The 4,825-nt window shown below is 69.4% G+C and carries 7 protein-coding genes and 2 pseudogenes; 2 read left to right on the top strand and 7 right to left on the bottom strand.

The window, feature by feature from the left end; genetic code table 11:
• A pseudogene (locus KVT45_RS54480) lies at positions 1-195 on the top strand (transcriptional regulator); the annotation flags it as partial.
• Positions 196-474: 279 nt separating this feature from the next.
• Positions 475-1,110 carry a DUF4142 domain-containing protein gene (locus KVT45_RS54485; protein ID WP_217562471.1) on the top strand — a complete coding sequence of 212 codons (636 nt, stop codon included), beginning with the start codon at positions 475-477 and terminating at the stop codon, positions 1,108-1,110.
• 172 nt (positions 1,111-1,282) lie between these two features.
• Here the strand turns inward: KVT45_RS54485 and KVT45_RS54490 are convergent, their stop codons facing one another.
• The 7 genes and pseudogenes from KVT45_RS54490 to KVT45_RS54520 form a co-directional block, all read right to left on the bottom strand.
• Entirely contained in the window at positions 1,283-1,879 is a 597-nt protein-coding gene (locus tag KVT45_RS54490) for a pyridoxamine 5'-phosphate oxidase family protein (RefSeq protein ID WP_217562473.1), read from the bottom strand.
• Positions 1,880-1,914: 35 nt separating this feature from the next.
• Positions 1,915-2,412, bottom strand: coding sequence for a hypothetical protein (locus tag KVT45_RS54495; protein WP_308311171.1), 498 nt, complete (start codon positions 2,410-2,412; stop codon positions 1,915-1,917).
• A gap of 88 nt (positions 2,413-2,500) precedes the next feature.
• Entirely contained in the window at positions 2,501-2,698 is a 198-nt protein-coding gene (locus KVT45_RS58320) for a DUF6126 family protein (protein WP_217562483.1), read from the bottom strand.
• A gap of 51 nt (positions 2,699-2,749) precedes the next feature.
• Positions 2,750-3,223, bottom strand: a complete 474-nt coding sequence (locus KVT45_RS54505) for an ATP-binding protein (RefSeq protein WP_308311172.1) — start codon at positions 3,221-3,223, stop codon at positions 2,750-2,752.
• Complete coding sequence (locus tag KVT45_RS54510) at positions 3,220-3,558, bottom strand: helix-turn-helix transcriptional regulator (protein WP_217562480.1); 339 nt, start codon at positions 3,556-3,558, stop codon at positions 3,220-3,222. Before KVT45_RS54510 ends, KVT45_RS54505 begins: the two co-directional genes overlap by 4 nt.
• A gap of 5 nt (positions 3,559-3,563) precedes the next feature.
• On the bottom strand, positions 3,564-3,749 hold the full coding sequence (locus KVT45_RS54515; protein WP_217562477.1) for a hypothetical protein: 186 nt from the start codon (positions 3,747-3,749) through the stop codon (positions 3,564-3,566).
• Positions 3,750-4,003: 254 nt separating this feature from the next.
• A pseudogene (locus KVT45_RS54520) lies at positions 4,004-4,348 on the bottom strand (arsenic transporter); the annotation flags it as partial.
• Positions 4,349-4,825: the final 477 nt, after the last annotated feature.

The raw sequence follows: 4,825 nt of genomic DNA on the forward strand, positions 1-4,825 counted from the left end.
GTGACCGCGAACCGCGAGGTCCACAAGAGGGTCGATCACCCGTCGGTGGGCCCGGTCACGGTGGACTGCGATGTCCTCACCGACGGCGACACCGAGCTCAAGATCGTCATCATGACCGCCGCGCCGGGCAGCGAGGACGAGACCAAACTCCAGCTCACCACCGTCGTCGGCCCACCGGCCGGCACGCGCAACTGATCCGCCCCGCGCGTTGGCCGACCGGCGGCTCACGGTCCCCTGTCAATCGCTTCGCGTCGTGGGGAACCTTTCAAGCGGCCAACTCCATGGAGGGGTCGGCAGTGGGACACGGCGCGACGAGACGCCCTTGTGCTCTCACAGGCCCGGAACGGAAAGCACAGTGATCCCCGTGCCGCTGCACCGCTGGAAGGATCCCGGCCTCCTCGGCGCCACCGGCCCCGGGGAACACGGTCCCTTCGGCCCCTGGCCCGAACCCGAAGAGGATGAGACCGCTGCCGTATGCAGCACACCCGGGCCTCATCAGGAGTGGGGAACCGCACCAAGATCAATCTCGCCGGGATTTCCTGTACCTCAACTACTCACACACACAAGGTGCGCGCGGCCGGACTGTGGGAGTACTCCGTCGGCCAGATGGCGTCGAAGAAGGGCACAACGAACACGGTCAAGATCGCTGGGGAGCGTCTGATCGGCGGGGATGCCGCGTTAGATGCCGCCTGCCGTAAAGCCGCCGGCTGGTTGGGCATCACGCTGCCCAACCAGCCGTCGTCGCAACAGCAGGGCTTCGTCTCCCGGTTGAACGCGGACAGGGGCAGGCAGTTCGGCGCCGACATGGCGACCACCGTGCGCGCGGCAGACGGCCAGTTGCTCACCACGATCGCGAGCGTCCGCAGCACCACGAGGAACTCTCTGGTCCGCGCTCTGGCCGACCTGGCCAACGACACCATCCTCGATCACATCATGGTCGTGGAGAAGACCGGCCTGGTCGACTTCGACCAGGCCCTCTTCCAGGAGACCGCCCAGCCCACGCTTCCGGCCCGGGACGTGACCCCACCGCCCCCGGTCGCCGGCCAGCCGCAAGTCGTCCTTACCCCGCCGGCAACCAGCACGGCCCGGCCGAGTCCGGCGGTCGGCTGAAGACGGGGCCGATCCTCACCCGCCCGCGCCGGCAGACTGTCGTACCCATCCCCGGCCTCCCGCCGCCCTCCAGTGCCGCGCAGCGGATGACCACCTCTCCGGGCGGCCACTCCACCGCATACCGGAGAGGTTCGTCACGCTTCGCCGGCCGTCCGACCTGACGAAGCTCAGCTCACCGCCCGGTGGGCCTGTCCGCGTGGCAGAGCCGCGCGGACACACGATTAGCGTTCTCCCGCTGCGATCGACCGATCTGGCGAGGTCGGGCGCCGGGCGGGAGGGCTCGGCTGATTTCGACGATGCAGGCATGCCGATGCCGGAGCTGGTCGTTCCGATCGAGCAGCCGTTGGTTTTCCTCGATCGGCGCGCGGACCGTCCTGCGCAGCCCGCGGGCGCGGACACTTGTGTCATCAAGACTCTCGCGCAGGATCTGGCGTGCGTCGGCTGTTATGAAGGGCAGCTTCTGGACGTCGGCCCTGCCGGTCGGCATCAGCCAGGGGCCCGATCCGGTGGCGAAGCGACGCTCTGGCGACCCGGATCCGGATCGCCGTCCATGATTGCGCGCACTCGGACGGGTCAGGAATCCGTGGCTGCCGCCAGCCGATAGCCGTTGACGATCTCCGGCCGGATGCTCACCGCCTGACGATGAGGTCGCCGTCGACGAGGTGGTTGACGGCCGGATCACGGGCAGCGCCTGCTCGGTGAAGGCCACCCGCCCCACGTGCACGGTGCCCAGCAGTTTCAGGGCCTCCTCGCGGCCGAGCTCGACCATCCGCACAAGCGGACCGGGGCCGGACGGCCTCGGGGTCACGACACCCCCTCGCCCCGTGCCATACGGCCGGCTCCCTCGGGCCACAGGACGTCGACGTCCACGCCGCTGCCGCGGGCGAACGCCACCAGGTGGGCCGTGGTGTCCCGGTCGTCGGACGGGGAGCCGTCCCACACCGCCAGTAGGCGGGCGCATGAGCGCAGCAGGCTCTGGTCCGCGCCCAGGCAGGCGCCCGGGTCGGACGGGTCGTACTCCAGCAGCCGCACCTGCTGCGAGAGCAGCAGCAGTTCCCCGGCGGCCCTTCGATCGTAGGGCTCCAGCACTTCGGGCACGCCGTTGCGGGACGGCAGGGCGGTCACCAACGCGAGTCCCGCGGCCCGGGCGGCCCTGCCGAAGGCGACCGGCAGCCCCTGCCCGGCCCGCACCAGCCCCGCCTTGCCCATACGCGCGAACTCGGACAGCCGCCAGTAGAACTCCTCCTCCAGCATCGCCAGCGTGGGCGCGGTGAGATCGGGGTGTCCCACAACAGCGATCACTTCAGGCAGTTCCTCTCCCATCGCCGAACCCGTTCCGGCACGGTCTCGCAGGTTCCGGTCGATCGTCTTCCCCGGCCGAGTACGCGAGTCACTTGTGCGCGTGCTCACCCAGGTAGAACAGCAGCCACACGAACCCGGCGAACAGGTGTGTGCCGAAGATGTAGAAGCCGACCCGGATGGCGACTCCGCGCTCGATCCGCCACTCCCTGTCCTTGGTGACCTTGGTCTTCGCCTTGGGCCGCTTGCCGGGGGTGCCAGTGGGCTGTTCGGGCCCCTCATCGCTCACAGCACTGCCTCCTTGCCTCTCGCGTGACGTGTATGTCTGGTGTCCGCACCTTTACGACGGAACGCTGAACCGCACGAGGACGACCTTGCCGTCATGATCAACAGCGGGCTCCGCGCTGATGCCACCGTCGTAGTCGGCGGCCAGCTCGGCCACCATCCGCAGCCCCGCGCCCATGCCCGCCTCACTGAGATCCGGCAGCCCCGGCTCGGCGTCCGCGACGCTGACGACCAACTGCCCAGCCGCGACCGTTATCCCCACATCCATCACCGGCGAGGAAGGCGCATGCCGCAGCACGTTCACGACCAGCTCGCTGACCACGAGCAGCACCGCGTCCGCGAACGCGGAGCCCGCCGCAACACCGGCGGCGGGCAGCCGCTCGGCCACTGCCTCCCGGGCCCGGCGCACCGCCTCGGGCCCCGGCCGGAACGAGGCGATGTGCCGCTGCACCGCAGGCAATACGTGCTCGACGGCCGCGGCCGGCCGGTGGCGTCGCCACGGCGGCCGGAACCCCCCGATACCGCTCACCGCACCGGCTCCGCCGCGTGCAGCTCGTCCAACAGGTCCTGCCGGCCGGTCAGCAGGCTCGTCAGGATCCGCCGCGCGGCGGCGAGCAGCTCGGCCACATCGCCGCCAGCCAGCTCATAGATGACCGTCGACCCGGTGCGGGTGGCGGTGACGATCCCGGAACGGCGCAGCACCGCCAGCTGCTGCGACAGGTTCGACGGCTCGACCTCAATCGCCGCCAGCAGCTCACGCACCGGCTTCGGGCCGTCCTGCAACAGCTCCAGCACGCGGATGCGCACCGGGTGGCCGAGCATCCGGAAGAATTCGGCCTTCGCCTCGTACAGCGGGACCGGCATCCCCATCACCCCTCCTCCGCCGCAGCGTCCGCGCCGGCATCGATGCCGTGCCGTCGCGCCACCCGCAGCGCATCGTCCAGTTCGTCCTGCGCCACGGCCACCTCGTAGGCGTCCTCGTCCTCCAGCGCCGCCGACAGTGCGGTACGCGCCGCGCGTACCCGCTCCAGTACGGCCTCGGTGAAACCGCCCACCGAGGACCACCTCCCCTAGGATCTGTCTAACATGGCAACTAGCGAATTGAAGAACTCTTCAAGAGTACTGGATGGCCCTCCGCCCAACCTCCCCCGGCCGGAGTGTCCGCCGTCATCCAATCGACTGGATTGACAGCGAACCCAGCCGTTTCAGCTTCTTTGACAGTGAGTCTTCGCCATCTTCGAACATGCAGGTCGGAGGCTCTGGCGTGGCGCTCGCTCGGGATACTCATGCCGATTTCGGATGGGAGCCTGAGCACCGCAGTGATCACCGAAGCGAGAGCGAACACCTGTACCACCAGGCGGCGCGGCCGTCCCTCCGCGGTGCGGGCCATCCACGCGCCGCACGCGTGGAACAGCCCCTCGTCGTCGCACAGCTGGGCCAGGACCAGCACGGCCGCCAGGAACCCGATCACCGGCCCCAGCCGGGCAGCCTCGGCAGCCGTATGGTCCAGCGAAATCGCCCCGGTGGCGATGACGACACCGGCAGCCGGGACCGCGACGACCCCCTCCAGCCAGCCGAACGGGCGCATCACCGCGCACGCCAGTACGACCACAAGAAGAACGGCGGAGAGAGCCTCCGCCAGCGCAGTGCTCACCGCCCCATCCTCTCCGGCCGCGCGGTTCGGCGGCGGGGCGGGTCGGCCGGGAGATCAACGCGGTCTCCCCGGCGTCGGCCAGCGCCCGCTACAGCGAGGCGACCGACGGGTATCTGCCCGCGCTCTTCCCGGTCTCACCCCGCACCGTGCCAGTGCCGGGGGCCAGGAGGCAGTCGCTGCGGCACGCTGAATGCCGGTTCCGCTGAGTCGGGCTCCCTCCTCAGGATTCGCCGAGATGGGGGCGCATCTCCCTCCGTGTAGGTCGGGCGATGGCTTTAACGATTTCTTGATGCCCCGCTGTCGTGTCCTTGACGTACAGTTTCGCTTCGGTGTGCCGGGAAGTCTGGTCGGCGATGCAGGTCCCTCTCGTACGTGTCCGTCGATATGGAAGCGTTGCCGTGTGAAGTTTGCCCGTGATCTCGGACACTCGATGGTTATGCCGCGAGGGTATGTTGATGCCGCTGCCTGGTCTCGGCT

The organism is Streptomyces sp. GbtcB6, assembly GCF_019091475.1.
Classification (GTDB): Bacteria; Actinomycetota; Actinomycetes; order Streptomycetales; family Streptomycetaceae; genus Streptomyces; species Streptomyces hyaluromycini.

Bases quoted from the DNA above. Each gene is read 5' to 3' on its own strand.
- KVT45_RS54510 (WP_217562480.1), bottom strand. From the start codon at position 3,558: ATGCCGGTCCCGCTGTACGAGGCGAAGGCCGAATTCTTCCGGATGCTC.
- KVT45_RS54490 (WP_217562473.1), bottom strand. From the start codon at position 1,879: ATGGTCGAGCTCGGCCGCGAGGAGGCCCTGAAACTGCTGGGCACCGTG.
- KVT45_RS54485 (WP_217562471.1), top strand. From the start codon at position 475: ATGCAGCACACCCGGGCCTCATCAGGAGTGGGGAACCGCACCAAGATC.